This window comes from Streptomyces sp. NPDC036813, assembly GCF_055609245.1.
In genome coordinates this window covers 22,961-36,455 of the sequence record NZ_JBVJPV010000013.1, presented here as the reverse complement: position 1 = coordinate 36,455, position 13,495 = coordinate 22,961, and the positions used below count along the sequence as shown (strand labels likewise).

The 13,495-nt window shown below is 70.7% G+C and carries 10 protein-coding genes; 3 read left to right on the top strand and 7 right to left on the bottom strand.

What is annotated here, in order from left to right; genetic code table 11:
• Positions 1–4: 4 nt before the first annotated feature.
• Positions 5–1,162, top strand: coding sequence for an acyl-CoA dehydrogenase family protein (locus ACZ67Q_RS25625; RefSeq protein WP_471186231.1), 1,158 nt, complete (start codon positions 5–7; stop codon positions 1,160–1,162).
• A 91-nt stretch (positions 1,163–1,253) separates the two neighbouring features.
• Here the strand turns inward: ACZ67Q_RS25625 and ACZ67Q_RS25620 are convergent, their stop codons facing one another.
• Entirely contained in the window at positions 1,254–1,811 is a 558-nt protein-coding gene (locus ACZ67Q_RS25620; RefSeq protein ID WP_471186228.1) for an acyl-CoA thioesterase, read from the bottom strand.
• A gap of 119 nt (positions 1,812–1,930) precedes the next feature.
• On the opposite strand from ACZ67Q_RS25620, the gene ACZ67Q_RS25615 reads away from it, so the two are divergent.
• A complete protein-coding gene (locus tag ACZ67Q_RS25615; protein WP_471186226.1) occupies positions 1,931–3,217 on the top strand; it encodes an LCP family protein in 1,287 nt (428 codons plus the stop codon).
• A gap of 60 nt (positions 3,218–3,277) precedes the next feature.
• Here ACZ67Q_RS25615 and ACZ67Q_RS25610 read toward each other — a convergent pair whose 3' ends face one another.
• Both ACZ67Q_RS25610 and ACZ67Q_RS25605 read right to left on the bottom strand, forming a co-directional pair.
• Positions 3,278–3,637, bottom strand: a complete 360-nt coding sequence (locus tag ACZ67Q_RS25610; protein ID WP_471186224.1) for a four-helix bundle copper-binding protein — start codon at positions 3,635–3,637, stop codon at positions 3,278–3,280.
• A 123-nt stretch (positions 3,638–3,760) separates the two neighbouring features.
• A complete protein-coding gene (locus tag ACZ67Q_RS25605; protein WP_471186221.1) occupies positions 3,761–5,245 on the bottom strand; it encodes an LCP family protein in 1,485 nt (494 codons plus the stop codon).
• A 127-nt stretch (positions 5,246–5,372) separates the two neighbouring features.
• On the opposite strand from ACZ67Q_RS25605, the gene ACZ67Q_RS25600 reads away from it, so the two are divergent.
• The gene (locus ACZ67Q_RS25600; protein ID WP_471186220.1) at positions 5,373–6,431 is read left to right on the top strand and encodes a glycosyltransferase family 2 protein; all 1,059 of its coding nucleotides are present in this window, start codon (positions 5,373–5,375) and stop codon (positions 6,429–6,431) included.
• 27 nt (positions 6,432–6,458) lie between these two features.
• Here the strand turns inward: ACZ67Q_RS25600 and ACZ67Q_RS25595 are convergent, their stop codons facing one another.
• The 4 genes from ACZ67Q_RS25595 to ACZ67Q_RS25580 form a co-directional block, all read right to left on the bottom strand.
• Complete coding sequence (locus tag ACZ67Q_RS25595; RefSeq protein ID WP_471186218.1) at positions 6,459–8,054, bottom strand: LCP family protein; 1,596 nt, start codon at positions 8,052–8,054, stop codon at positions 6,459–6,461.
• A gap of 135 nt (positions 8,055–8,189) precedes the next feature.
• Positions 8,190–9,761, bottom strand: a complete 1,572-nt coding sequence (locus ACZ67Q_RS25590; protein WP_471186215.1) for an LCP family protein — start codon at positions 9,759–9,761, stop codon at positions 8,190–8,192.
• Between the two features lie 170 nt (positions 9,762–9,931).
• Entirely contained in the window at positions 9,932–11,746 is a 1,815-nt protein-coding gene (locus tag ACZ67Q_RS25585) for an LCP family protein (RefSeq protein ID WP_471186212.1), read from the bottom strand.
• Between the two features lie 240 nt (positions 11,747–11,986).
• Positions 11,987–13,192 carry an LCP family protein gene (locus ACZ67Q_RS25580; protein ID WP_471186210.1) on the bottom strand — a complete coding sequence of 402 codons (1,206 nt, stop codon included), beginning with the start codon at positions 13,190–13,192 and terminating at the stop codon, positions 11,987–11,989.
• Positions 13,193–13,495 lie beyond the last annotated feature (303 nt).

The following is a 13,495-nucleotide window of genomic DNA, read 5'->3' as shown; positions in this document are numbered from 1 at the left end:
GACCTTGGCCGGATCGGCTGACTTCGACCTGTACCGCCCGTCCGAGGAGCACGACATGCTCCGTGACGCCGTCCGTGCGCTGGCCGAGGCGAAGATCGCGCCGCATGCCGCCGCGGTGGACGAGGAGGCCCGCTTCCCGCAGGAGGCGCATGACGCCCTCGTGGCGGGCGACCTGCACGCGGTGCACGTACCCGAGAGCTACGGCGGCGCGGGCGCCGACGCCCTCGCGACGGTCATCGTGATCGAGGAGGTGGCCCGCGTCTGCGCGTCCTCCTCGCTGATCCCGGCCGTGAACAAGCTGGGCTCGCTGCCGGTGATCCTGTCCGGCTCCGAGGAGCTGAAGAAGAAGTACATGACTCCGCTCGCCAAGGGCGACGGCATGTTCTCGTACTGCCTCTCCGAGCCGGACGCGGGTTCGGACGCGGCCGGCATGAAGACGCGCGCGGTCCGTGACGGCGACCACTGGATCCTGAACGGCGTGAAGCGCTGGATCACCAACGCGGGCGTGTCGGAGTACTACACGGTGATGGCGGTCACGGACCCCGCCAAGCGCTCGAAGGGCATCTCGGCCTTCGTCGTCGAGAAGTCCGACGAGGGTGTCTCCTTCGGCGCGCCGGAGAAGAAGCTCGGCATCAAGGGCTCGCCGACCCGCGAGGTCTACCTGGACAACGTCCGTATCCCCGCCGACCGCATGATCGGCGAGGAGGGCACGGGCTTCATGACGGCCATGAAGACCCTGGACCACACCCGCATCACCATCGCCGCGCAGGCCCTCGGCATCGCCCAGGGAGCGCTGGACTACGCCAAGGGCTACGTCCAGGAGCGCAAGCAGTTCGGCAAGCCGATCGCCGACTTCCAGGGCATCCAGTTCATGCTGGCCGACATGGCCATGAAGATCTCGGCCGCCCGCGCCCTGACCTACCAGGCCGCGGCCGCCTCCGAGCGCGGCGACGCGGACCTCACGTACCTGGGCGCGGCGGCCAAGTGCTTCGCCTCGGACGTCGCGATGGAGGTCACCACCGACGCGGTCCAGCTCCTCGGCGGCTACGGCTACACCCGCGACTACCCGGTCGAGCGCATGATGCGCGACGCCAAGATCACCCAGATCTACGAGGGCACCAACCAGGTCCAGCGGATCGTCATGGCGAGGAACCTTCCGTAACCGGGCGGGATCCCGTCAGCGACAAAGCCCTGGCCGAGGTGCCGGGGCTTTGTCGCTGACGGTGAGATCGCCGTAGTCGCGGGAGCGGGGCTCAGTCCTCGAAACCCTCCGCCGCGCGCTGTTCGCGCAGGTCCATGATGGCCCGGCGGCGGGCCAGGCGGTGGGTGCGGCGGATCTGGGCCTCCTGGTAGCGGCGCTTGTCCCGTTCCGTCTCCGGGATCACCGGGGGGACCGAGCGCGGCTTGCCGTCGGCGTCGACCGCGGCGAAGACCAGGTAGGCGGAGCCGACCTGGGTGGGCGGCGCGGACTCGTTCCAGCGTTCCGCCAGGACGCGGACGCCGACCTCCATCGAGGTCCGGCCGGTCCAGTTGACCTGCGCCTTCACATGCACCAGGTCCCCGACCCGGACCGGCTCGAGGAACGCCATCTCGTCCATGGACGCGGTGACCGCGGGTCCGCCCGAGTGGCGGCCGGCGACCGCGCCCGCGGCGTCGTCGACCAGCTTCATGATCACGCCACCGTGCACCGTACCCAGCAGATTGGTGTCGTTGTGGGTCATGATGTGGCTCAGCGTGGTGCGGGACGCCGACGTCGGCTTGCCCGGGATCTCCGGAGTGTCCGTATCTGCGGCGGGGGCCTGGTCTGTCATGCCGTCCACCATATGCCGAGCTGACAACAGGGGAATTTGTGTCAGCTTCGCAACAGCGCTGACCTTATTTACCGACGGCCCTTGTAAGGCACACCGCCGGGCCCGGCACACTGGGGCGCATGAATGACTGGCCCGAGGGATGGTCCGACGACAATCGCGGCACCCGCTACGGACGCGGCAGCTCCGGCGCGACGCCGGAGGGTGCCCGCGTCATGCGGCAGGTGCGCCGGCCCGCGCCGGGCGCCCGCCCGGGCCCGTCCGCGCCCCAGTACGGCGCGGTGCCGCCGCAGCCGTCGTACGTCGACGGCGGCGAAGCCCCCGGCGGCTACGACGACGGGTACGACTCCGGTTACAACACCGGCCAGGTCTACGGCAGCCCCGCCGGCCGCGGCCCCGCCGGACCGGCCGGCCGCGGACCGCGTCCCGCGCCGAACTGGCGCCGCCGGATCAAGTGGACGGCGATCACACTCGCGACCGTGCTCGTGGTCACCGGTGTCGGCACGTACTTCTGGGCCGACTCCAAGCTGCGCCGCGAGGTCGACCTGTCCAAGGTCATCGACCGGCCGTCGTCCGGCGAGGGCACGAACTACCTGATCGTCGGTTCGGACAGCCGTGAGGGCATGTCCAAGGACGAGAAGAAGAAGCTGCACACCGGCTCCGCCGAGGGCAAGCGCACGGACTCGATGATGATCCTGCACGTCGGCAGCAACGGCGACACGCTGATCTCGCTGCCCCGTGACTCCGACGTGGAGATCCCCTCGTACAAGGGCTCGCAGTCCGGCAAGACCTACCCGGCCACCGGCCGGCACACCAAGCTCAACGCCGCCTACGCCGAGGACGGCCCCGAGCTGCTGGTGCGCACCGTCGAGTACAACACCGGCCTGCACATCGACCACTACGTGGAGATCGGCTTCGCCGGCTTCGCGAACATCGTCGACGCGGTGGGCGGTGTCGACATCACCATCGACAAGCCGTTCAAGGACAAGTACTCGGGCGCCGACTTCCAGGCGGGCAAGCAGACCCTCAACGGCGAGCAGGCCCTCGCCTTCGTCCGTACCCGGCACGCCTTCGCCGCCTCCGACCTGGAGCGCACGAAGAACCAGCAGAAGTTCCTCGCCGCCCTGGCCCACCAGGTGGCCACGCCCGGGACGATCATGAACCCGTTCAAGTTCTACCCCACCATGGGCGCAGGACTGGACTCCCTGATCGTCGACAAGGACATGGGCCTGTACGACCTGGGCTCGATGTTCTTCGCGATGAAGGGCGTCAACGGCGGCGACGGCACCTCCATGAACATGCCGATCTCGGGCTCCCGCGGCGGCAACCTCGTCTGGGACAAGACGAAGGTCAAGACCCTGGTCAACGAACTGAACAACGACGAGAAGGTCACCGTCTCGGGCAACTGACGGCACCCGGCACGGCAGGGCACCCCCGGCGGGGTGCCCTGTGGTCGGTCGGGGGTGGGGTCACATCCTGGCGCCGGCCATCGTGCGGCACATGTCGGCGCAGCGGCGACAGGACTCGGCGCAGCGCATCATCTGCGCGTCGTCCGGCATGCTCATACACGCCTCGGCGCACATGTCGCACGCGCGGGCGCACATCGCGCACATCTCGGCCGACAGCGGCGAGCGCCGCATCATCATGTCGGCGCACATCCGGGTCATCTCCGAGCAGTCCATGAGCGCCCGCATGACCTGCATCTGGGCCTGCCCGCCCATCTGCAGGCAGGAGCTCATCGTCTCCTCGCACATGGTGTGGCAGGACATGCACGCCTCGACGCAGTCCTGCATCTCCTTGCTCATGGGGGTCGCGGCGGACTCGGTCATGGCTCCTCCTGGGGGGCGAGGGGCCCCGGGGCGGGGCCCCGTTCGTGCCCTTCCGTGGTACGCCTCACACCGCCCCCGCGTCCATCGGACGTCCCTACGACGACGAGCCGCGGCGGCGACGCCTCACGCGCAGCCGACCTCGTTGCCCCGCACCACGGCGGTCTCGCCCTGCTCCGGCTGCTCGGTGCGCACCTTGCGGACCTGGCGGAAGTCGCTGCCGGCGATCACCTTCATCAGCGGGCCACGGCCGGGCGCCGCCCGCAGTTCGCTGCCGGGCAGCGCGGCGGCCAGCGACCGGGCGGAGCGGTCCCAGCGCGGGTCGTACAGGATGACCGTGCGGCGCGCGGGGGGCGTGGTCGCGGTGCCGGCCGGGGCCGCGTTGCCGGGCGTGCCCGTGGTGCGGAAGCCGGCCGCCGCGAGGGCGGCGTCGACGCGGCGGCCGAGGCCGGACGTCGCGGTGCCGTTCTCCACCTGCACCTGGATCTGCTGCGGGGCGACCTCGACCTCGACCGGGGCCACGCCGCGCGGCCGCTGCGCGGCGAGCGGCTTGTCCTCGCGCAGCGCCTCGAACAGCTTCGCCGCCTTGGCGTCGTCCCACTTCAGCGTCGAGCCGATGCCCTTGACCTGGTAGCCGAGCTGCCCGACCGGGACCGTGGTGAACTCCGAGGACGACGGCGAGAAGGTGCGCATCGCGCGGCCGAGGTCCAGCAGCTCGTCCGCCCCGAAGCCCTTGTCCGCCCGCACCGAGCCGAGCACCGCCCGGGTCACGTCGCGGAACTTCAGCGGGTTCAGCAGCACCCCGGACGACGTCGCCCGGTCCACCAGAGCGGCCAGGAAACGCTGCTGGCGCTTCATCCGGCCGAGGTCCGAGGCGCCGTCGATGTGCCGGGAGCGCACGTACTGCAGGGCCTCGCCGCCGGTGAGGGTGTGCGTGCCGGCCGCCAGGTCGAGCCCGGTGTAGGAGTCCTTCAGCGGCTCGGCGGTGCAGATCTGCACCCCGCCCAGCTCGTCGACGGTCTTCATGAAACTGGTGAAGTCGACCTCGAGATAGTGGTCGATCTTCACATGGGTCATCTGCTCGACCGTGCGCACGGTCAGCTGCGGGCCGCCCTCCGCGTACGCCGCGTTCAGCTTGATCGGGTGGCCGTTGTGCCGCTCACCGGTGGTGGCGTCGGTGTGCTCGGGCGTCTCGGCGTAGGAGTCGCGGGGGAGGCTCACCACGCTGGCCCGGTCCCGGTCCTCCGAGATGTGCACGATCATGATGGTGTCCGTGCAGTGGCAGGGCGCGCCGCCGAGGTGGTACTTCCTGCGTTCCTCCGGCGTGATCTTGTCGCGTCCGTCGGTGCCGACCAGCAGCACGTTCATGCCGTGGCCCGCGCGGGGCCGGTTCTTCATGTCCTTGAAGGGGTCGACCCGCGCGATGTCCGCGTCCAGGCTGGAGATCACGGCGTGCCCGATCCCCGCGGAGGCGAGGACGACGACGGACAGCGTCGTCACCGCCCGCATGGCCCAGCGCGGCCTGCGGCGCCCGGCGGGCTGCCGGGGCCTGCGGGGCTGCTGCGGGCGGCGCTGGGGCCGGGACGGGGCGGGACGGGGCGGCGTGGACAAGAAGGACACCTCCGGACGAGGCCGTACGCGGGATCCGTGAGCACGGTAGGTCCATACGATCTGCAGCCCGGTGACCCGCTCACGCGGCGCGCAAAGGTGTCCCCCGTTCGCGGTAACGTGAGCACCGATGAACGCCAAGTCCGACGTGCAGCTCCCCGCCGTGTCCGTGATCATGCCCGTCCTCAACGAGGAGCGGCATCTGCGCGGGGCCGTCCAAGCGATCCTCGCGCAGGAGTACGCCGGCGAGATGGAGGTCGTGATCGCCCTCGGTCCGTCCACGGACCGTACGGACGAGATCGCGGCCCGGCTCGTCGCCGAAGACCCCCGCGTGCACACCGTGCCCAACCCGACCGGCCGTACGCCCGCCGCCCTCAACGCGGCGATCAAGGCGTCCCGGCACCCGATCGTGGTCCGCGTCGACGGGCACGGCATGCTCTCGCCGAACTACATCGCCACCGCCGTGCGACTGCTCGAGGAGACCGGCGCGCAGAACGTCGGCGGCATCATGCACGCCGAGGGCGAGAACGACTGGGAGCACGCCGTCGCAGCCGCGATGACCTCGAAGATCGGCGTCGGCAACGCCGTCTTCCACACCGGCGGCGAGGCCGGCCCCGCCGAGACCGTCTACCTCGGGGTCTTCCGCCGCGAGGCGCTGGAGCAACAGGGCGGCTACAACGAGGAGTTCATCCGCGCCCAGGACTGGGAGCTGAACTTCCGCATCCGTGAGGCGGGCGGCCTGATCTGGTTCTCGCCCGAGCTGAGGGTGTCGTACCGGCCGAGGCCGAGCGTGCGCGCGCTCGCCAAGCAGTACAAGGACTACGGCCGTTGGCGGCACGTCGTCGCCCGCTACCACGCCGGCTCGATCAACCTGCGCTACCTCGCCCCACCGACGGCGGTGTGCGCCATCGCCGCCGGCATCGTGGCCGGGGCGGTCCTGACGCCCTGGGGCTTCGTCGTCCCGGGCGGCTATCTCGCGGCGATCGCCGCCGGGTCGCTGCCGGCGGGCAAGGGCCTGCCGCTCAAGGCGCGGCTGCAGATCCCCCTCGCGCTCGCCACCATGCACATGTCGTGGGGCTGGGGCTTCCTGACCAGCCCGAAGTCGCTGGCGAAGCGCGTCATCGCCTCCCGCCGCCCGGCGGTGCTCAGCGGCGCGCGCACCGCCGAGCAGCCGCACGAGACGGCCTGACCCGGCGGCCCGACCGGACCCGGCCTCTCACCAGGTGAAGGCCGGGTTCACATGCATGCACTGGCTGTCGTCGGAGGCGTTCATCGCCTGCGCCGACTCCGGGGCCTTCCCGTCGTCCTTCGGCGCCCGGTACGCCGTACCCGTGCGCCAGTCCGCGCCCACGACGAGGGTGATCCCGGAGACGTCGGTGGACTTCTGCACCGCGCTCGCCGGCAGACCCAGCACCTGCGCGACCCGGCGGGCGTCGCCCTCCAGATCGGCACTCGGGTAGCGGACGACCGTGGTCTCCTCCGACGTGGCCGACGAGGAGTCCGCGAGGGCCCCGGTGAAGCCCTTGTCGTTCAGCAGCCGCGCCACGTCGGACGCCCGGCCGCGCGCCGGGCCGAGGTCGTCGGTGCGGGTGCCGTTCAGCACCTGCACGGCGATCTCGGCATCCGGTGCCGCCTGGTCCGCCGTCACCGCAGCACTGGGCGCGGGGGCGGGCTTCTTTCTGTCCTTGCCGTCGAGGGCCACGTCGTCGCGGACCATGCGGAACAGCTTCGCCGCGTCCGAGGTGGGCTCCACCCGGGCACCGACGTAGCGGTTGGGCATCGTCGTCATGGTGATGCGGTCGGTGGGCACCTTCCGCAGCTCGACCGCCAGGTCGTACATCTTCTTGATGGTGCCCAGACCGTCGTCGACCGTGATCGCCTTGGTCGCCGCCTCGGCGAGGGCGCGCAGTGCGCCGGGGTTGCCGAGGGTGGCGTTCTGGCGCAGCTGACGCACCATCGCGTTCATGTACATGTGCTGTGCCTTGGCGCGGGCCAGGTCGCTGCCGTCCTCGAAGCCGTAGCGGGTGCGCAGCCACTGCAGGGCCTGCTCGCCCTTGACCGGCGTGGTGCCCTCGGGGAGCCTCAGGCCGGAGCCGTGGCCGTCCGGGGTGTGGGAGTAGATGTTGGCGTCCACGCACACCGGGACGCCGCCGACGGCGTCCGCCATCGACACCACACCCGAGAAGTCGATCATCATGAAGTGGTCGATGTGGATGTCGGTGAGCTTCTCCCAGGTCGCCACCGTGCAGCCCGGCCCGCCGCGGCCGAGTGAGGTGTTCGTCATCACCCGGCCGGTGGTGGCTGGGTAGACCGTGCCGGTGTCGGGGTCGGTGCACTTGGGCAGCTGCAGCAGCGTGTCGCGCGGCATGGAGACGACCGACATGCTGGAGCGGTCGGCGGAGAGATGGACGAGCATCTGGACGTCCGCGAGCGGGACACCGCCGAAGGTCTCCTTCGCGCCGCCCAGTTCCTGGTTCTCCTTGGTGTCCCGGGCGTCCGAGCCGATCAGCAGGATGTTCAGCGGCTTCTGCCCGGCCGCGTTGGCCGTCGGCACGCTCGCCCGGTCCTTGGCGTCCCCGAGGTTGAGGGCGTCCTTCTTGATGTTGTCGTTCAGGTGCCGGTAGTAGAGGTAACCCGCGCCCGCCGTGCCCAGTATCACCACCGCCAGCACGGTCGCCGACCAGCGCAGCACGCGCCGCCGCCGACGCGGGCGCACGGCGGTGTGTCTCTCCTCCGGTACGCCGTCGCCCGGTAGCCCGCGCTCGCGTATCTCCGTGAGCGTGCCGTCCCCCCGTACGTCGTTCTGTGTCACTTCCCCGTCCTCCCCGCCCCTGGGCCGTGCACCCGACCGGCCCCCCTCGGCCGGTTTCCGCGCCATCATCGTGCAGTCGGGTAAGAGTTCCCTTTGTGTCACCGGCGTCCGCCGGCCCACCGTCAAGACCGCGCGCTACCAGCGGTACGGCTTGTACACGTCCATGCACGTGCCGCTGTCGGCGCCGCTCAGCGCGTCCGCGTCGTCGGGCAGGTCCCCGGCCTCCGGCGATGCCTGCCCCGGATACGTCGTGCCGGTGCGCCAGTCCGCGCCCACGACGACGGTCACGCCGGACACGTCCGTGGACTTCTTCACCGCGCTCAGCGGTATGCCCAGGGCCTTGGCGACCTGCTGGGCGTCGCCCTCCAGATCGGCGGTCGGATAGCGGACCACGGTGGCGGACTCGGCGACCGGCGGCGCGGTGTCCTTCGCCGCCCGGGTGAAGCCCTTGTCCACGAGCGCCTGCGCGATCGTACCCGCCCGGCCCCGGACCGCGGTCTGTCCGTCGGACCGGGTGCCGTTGCGCACGACGACCCCGATCTGGGCGTCCGGCGCGGCCGGATCGGCGGACGCCTTCTGCGAGGCCGTCGGCTTGGAGGCGCCGCTCTGCGGGCCCTTCTTGTCGAAGGACACGTCCTCGCGGATCATCCGCCAGATCTTCTCCGCCCGGTCCCCGGCCGGCACCAGGTGCTCGGAGTTCTGCGAGTCCTGCACGGTGGGCAGCGTCGTCATGGTGATGCGGTCCGGCGGCACCGTCTTGAGCTGCATGCCGAGGTCGTACAGCTTCTTGACCGTGCCGATCTCCTCCGACACCTGCAGCGACTTGGTCGCCGCCTCGGCCAGGTCCATCAGCCGGCCGGTGTCGGTGAAGACGTTCTGCCCCCGCAGCGTGCGGATCATCGAGTTCATGTACATGTGCTGGGCGCGGGCGCGCAGCGGGTCGCTGCCCCAGGCGTGCCGGGTGCGCAGCCACTGCAGGGCCTGGACGCCCTTCACCTGGTGCCGGCCGGCCGTCAGCTTCAGCCCCGAGCCGCCCTTCTGCGCGGGCAGCGGCCGGTCCCACACGTTCTGGTTGACGCACACCTCGACGCCCCCGATGGCGTCCGCCATGCGCACCACACCGGCGAAGTCGATCATCATCCAGTGGTCGATGTAGACCCCGGTGATGTTCTGCCAGGTGGCGAGCGTGCAGCCGGGGCCGCCACGCGCCAGCGACTCGTTGATGATCTTGTTCGTCGCCGGGAACTTCTGACCGGTCTTCGGATCGGTGCAGTCGGGGATCGGGACGCGGGTGTCGCGCGGAATGCTCACCACGGATGCGCTCTCCCGGTCCGCGGAGAGATGGATCAGCATCTGCACATCGCCCAGCGGCGGGTTGCCGCGGTTGTCCCGGCTGCCGCCGAGCGCGACGTTCGCGTCGGAGTTACGGCTGTCGGAGCCGATCAGCAGGATGTTCAGCGGAGTCTGCCCCGCGGCGTTCGGGTCGGCCTTGCGGGCCTTGGAGTCGCCGCTGTCGCGCTCGCCGCTGCGGAGGTTGCCGTTGAGGTGCTCGTAGTAGAGGTAACCGGCGCCGGCCGTGCCCAGTATCACCACCGCCAGCACGCTCGCCGACCAGCGCAGCACGCGCCGTCTGGGCCGTCTGCGCCCGGTGCCGTGGCCGCCGCCGGAGCCGCTCTGCCCGCCCCCGGCCCGCGGTGTCAGGGACATCGTGTCCTCGACCGCCGGCACCTCCCCCCTGACGCCGCTGCGCGCCACAGCTGCCCTCCCCACCCTCGTCGGTCGTCCAACGGGCCTGGTCACCCCGTCCGGTCAATCGAACGGGCCTGCCGCCCGCCTTGTTAGACGTACGACAGGCCCGTTCGGTGGCCCTGCTGCGCTCAACTCGCGCACTGAACCTTGTCCGCCGTGGACTGGTTGTCCACCTCCGGCGCCTTCGCCGGTGCGGTCAGGGACACCCCCGCCCCCTTGAAGTCCTTGCCCAGGGTCAGTGTCATCGTGGGCAGACCCTGCGCGTTGGTGACGCTCTTGCCGGGCTTGAGCGCCGAGCCCGGCAGCCCCATCAGCGCGGCCAGCTTGCGCGCCTGGGCCGCCTGGTCGGGTGCGTACTCCAGAGTCGTCTTGTCCGCCACGGCGGGCGCGTTGCCCGCGTTCTCCGACTTCAGCACGCCCTGGTCGTTCTGCAGCCAGTTCAGCGTCTCGTAGGCGGAGCCGGACTTGGCACCGCCGTTGAGGATGCGCACCCGCACCTCGTCGGCGGGCGCCTGCGTGCCCTTGAGCCGGGCCGCCTCGGCGTCCTTGGCCGCCTTCTCCTTCTGCTTCACCGCGGTGAAGGAGACATCGCCCTTGATGGCGTCGAAGACCGCCGGCGCCTTGTTCGGGTCCGGCACGACCGTCGCGTGCACCTTCTTCTCGGCGGGATTGTCGATCACCGGCACGGTGAGGAAGGTGATGTTCTTCGGCGGGACCTTCTTCAGCTCCAGCGCGACATCCTTGAGGGTGGAGACGTCACCGATGCCGGTGTCCACCGTGAGCGCCTTGGTCGCCGCGTCCGCCAGCTTGTACAGCTTGCTCGGGTTGGTCAGCGTGTCGCTGGAGGACATCTTGCGGGTCAGCGACCCGAGGAACTGCTGCTGCACCTTGATGCGGTCGAGGTCGCCCATGTTGCCGAAGCTGTGCCGGGTGCGCACGAAGGCGAGGGCCTGCTCGCCCTCGATCTTGTGCTCGCCTGCGGACAGCTTCAGGTGCGACTTGGGGTCGTCGACGGCGTGCTTGAGGCATACGTCGACGCCGCCGACCGCGCTCGACAGGGTCTTGACCGCGTTGAAGTCCGCCATCATGAAGTGGTCGACGTGGATACCGGTGACCGCCTGCACCGTGCGCATGGTGCAGCCGGGGTCGCGGCCGTCCTGACCGAGGCTGGTGTTGAAGCGGACGTTGTCCGTGCCCCCGATGACCTTCTCGGAGCCGTCGGGCTGCTTGGTCGGGCAGTCCGGGACGTCGACGATCATGTCGCGCGGAATGCTCATCGCGGTCGCGTTGGAGCGGTCCTTGGCGACGTGCAGCAGGATGTTGGTGTCGGCGTGACCGACGCTGCCCTTGTCGCCGTAGCCCTCGTTGCCCTTGCCGGTGCGCTTGTCCGTGCCGATGATCAGGATGTTGAAGGCCTCGTCCTTGCTGAAGCCCTTCGAACCGGCGTCACCGACGTCGGTGGTGCTGACGTTGCCCTCGAGGTGCTTGATGAAGAGATAGCCCGCGGTGCCGACGGCGACCAGCACGAACGCCATCGTGCCGCCGGTCCACATCAGCGCCTTCTTCGCCTTCGACTTCTTCGCCGGGCGCCGTCCGCGCCGGCCCGGCGCCGGAACCGGCTCGGGAGCGCCGCGGCGCCGGCGGGGTGACGGGACGTCACGTTCCGGCGTGTCCCGCCCGGGCGCCGACGGCGTGCGGGTACGGGAGCGCGCCGCGGTGTCCGGTGCCGCGGCGCGCGCTGCGTCGGATGCCGGGGCGCCGCCCGCGCGGCCCCCCTGCGCGGTGCGGGGTCTGCGGGGTGACGGAACCCCCGACTGCGGCGCGACCGTCGACTGCGGTGCGGAAGGGGTCAGTCGCAGTTCGTATTCGCCGGTGCTCGGATTGAGCACCCACTGGTCTGCGGGATCGATGTTCTCCGCCCGCCCACGGCCTTGCGCGTCCACGGTTGCTCGAATCCTCCGTCGGGGCCACGCCGCGCCTTCCCCCTTCAGGCGCTTCGGTCTCGGTCTCACAGTGCACGACCTGCACGACCCCAGAGACGGACCTCGTGGTTGGGTGCACCGGATCGCTCACCCTATCCGCACCGTTCGACATCGGGCGACGGCGGTGACACATTCCACTTCCCTACAAGCGGGCAATTGCCCCATTTCCTGGAACGGAAGTTCGCCGTCTTGGCGATTGCTTTACCCGCAGGTGTCGTGGGCGGCGGTGTTCCCGCGGAACGTGGGGTCGGGGGAGGCGGGACCGGTGGCGGAGCCGGACGGCTCACCGTCACGCGTTCCGTACCCGGTGTAGTGGGGGGCGGCGCCGGAGGGAGTGTTCTCGGTGACTTTTACCGGCTTGTCCGCGCGCAGCAGGGCGAACAGCCTTTCCGCTTCCGGTTCCACCAGTTGGTCGCGATTGGCGTTGTAGACGTACGACTCCCGCGGAACGGTCAAAAATTGGACGCGTTCGGTGGGGATGTCACGCAGCCCGCGCACGAGTTGGTACAAACCGCGCAGACTCGCCAGGGCGGGGTCGGTGGTGAGCGAGGACGTCGCCGCGTCCAGCACGGGATAGAGCTTCACCGGATTCAGCAGTACGCCGTTGCTGCGGACCTTGTTGACGAGCGCCGCGAGGAATTGTTGCTGCCGGCCCATGCGGTCGGTGTCGCTGCCGTCGCCGAGGGACTTGCGGGCGCGGACGTAGCCGAGGGCCTGCTCACCGTTCAGGGTGACGCGGCCGGCGGGGAGGCGGAGGCCCGCCGCGGTGTCGTGGATGGGCTGCGTCAGACAGATCTCGACGCCGTCGACGGCCTCCACCATGTCCTTGAAGCCGCTGAAGTCGACGACGGCGTGGTGGTCGATGCGGATGCCGGTCAGCTTTTCGACCGTGCGGATGGTGCAGGCGGAACCGCCGGTTTCGAAGGCGTGGTTGAACATCGCGAACATCGGTTCGCTGCGGGGGCCGTCCCGGCGGAGGCAGGCGGGGATGTCCACCATGAGGTCGCGGGGGAGGGAGACGGCGGTGGCGCTGTGCCCTCCGGGTCTTGCGGTGGAGAGGTGCAGAAGGATCGTGGTGTCGGAGCGCTCGGTGCCGGAGTCGTGGCCGTACTTGTCGTTGCCCGCGCCGGCGCGGGAGTCGGAGCCGATGAGAAGGATGTTCTGCGCGTCCTTGGCCAGGGCGGTGGGGCGCTCCTTCTCGTACCGGGCGAGTTCGCGGGCGGCGGCCTCGTCGGGGGTGATGTTGCCGTCGAGCTTGGCGTAGAGGACGGCGGCGGTGACGGCGGCGGTGAGGAGGGCGGCGGTGAGGCCTACGCCGGTGCGCAGTGCCCAGCGGCGGCGGCGCCGGCGGGTGAGGCCGGTGCCGGTGGCAGTGGCGCTGGCGCTGGCAGCCGGTGTGCGCGTCACGTTCGTGCCCCCCTTGTGCCGTGTTGTCTTCCCTTCCTTAGACGATGCCGTGGGAGGGGGTGCGGGGGTGGGGGGTGGTGGGCCGAACGGGGGAGTGGGGCGTCGTGTCGTCTGCGGGTTTCGGCGTGGCTGGTCGCGCAGTTCCTCGCGCCCCTTTTGTGCCTGCGGCGGCCCGTGCGGGTGCGTGGTCGGTTGCTGTCGCGCCTGCGGTGCGTTGTGGGGCGGGGCCGGGGGGGGGGGGGGGGGGGGGGGGGCGGGCCCCGCCCCCCCCCCCCCCCCGCCCCCCGGGGGGGGGCCCCCCGC

Coding starts and splice junctions, on each gene's coding strand:
- ACZ67Q_RS25620 (WP_471186228.1), bottom strand. CDS start 1,811: ATGACAGACCAGGCCCCCGCCGCAGATACGGACACTCCGGAGATCCCG.
- ACZ67Q_RS25615 (WP_471186226.1), top strand. CDS start 1,931: ATGAATGACTGGCCCGAGGGATGGTCCGACGACAATCGCGGCACCCGC.
- ACZ67Q_RS25610 (WP_471186224.1), bottom strand. CDS start 3,637: ATGACCGAGTCCGCCGCGACCCCCATGAGCAAGGAGATGCAGGACTGC.
- ACZ67Q_RS25600 (WP_471186220.1), top strand. CDS start 5,373: ATGAACGCCAAGTCCGACGTGCAGCTCCCCGCCGTGTCCGTGATCATG.
- ACZ67Q_RS25590 (WP_471186215.1), bottom strand. CDS start 9,761: ATGTCCCTGACACCGCGGGCCGGGGGCGGGCAGAGCGGCTCCGGCGGC.